The organism is Methylobacterium variabile (assembly GCF_001043975.1).
Taxonomy (GTDB): Bacteria; Pseudomonadota; Alphaproteobacteria; order Rhizobiales; family Beijerinckiaceae; genus Methylobacterium; species Methylobacterium variabile.
Genome location: NZ_LABY01000469.1, coordinates 1 through 649, shown reverse-complemented (window position 1 = coordinate 649; position 649 = coordinate 1). Strand labels below are relative to the sequence as shown.

The 649-nt window shown below is 74.9% G+C and carries 1 protein-coding gene; it reads right to left on the bottom strand.

The annotated features are described in order from the left end of the window. Positions 1-73: 73 nt before the first annotated feature. Positions 74-649: GGDEF domain-containing protein (locus VQ02_RS33950; protein WP_048448689.1), on the bottom strand; the 576-nt coding region annotated here is incomplete at its 5' end.

Below are 649 nucleotides of genomic sequence, written 5' to 3'. Positions count from 1 at the left end.
CCGCGCTGCGGCTTCGGCGCGCGTGCCTCTCGCCGTCGCCCGAGGAGAGCGGTGACGGTGTCCTGACCCTCGATCAGGGGATCCTGCCGCTCAGCCGCGACCCGTACGTCTTCGCAGCCAGGTTCTCGATCGCGGGTGACCTGCTGCGTATCGCCGAGGAGAGCTGAGCGGAGGCACCCGCCGCGGCGGGCGTCGGGACCGTCCGGCCGCGGGTCTCGCCCATCACCGCGTAGCAGGTGCGGTTGCGGCCCGCCGCCTTCGCCTCGTAGAGTGCGGCGTCGGCCAGGCGGAGCAGGTCGGCCGGTGAGCCGCCCCTGCCGGGCAGGCCGAAGGCGAGGCCGATGCTGGCGGTGACCGGCCCGACGCCGACGCCCTCTGCCTCGACCGCAATTCCGGCGACCGCCTCGTGCACCGATTCCGCGACGCAGGCCGCGCCCTCGGCATCGGTGCCCGGCAGCAGGAGCGCGAATTCCTCGCCGCCGATGCGGGCGACGAGATCGCCCGGCCGGCGCACGCCCGCGCTCAGGGCCCGGGCCAGTTCCTTCAGCACCCGGTCGCCCACGGCGTGGCCGTGGCGGTCGTTGTAGCGCTTGAAGTGGTCGGCATCGACCACGAGCAGGGTGACGGGGCCATCGCGGCGGCGCGCCTC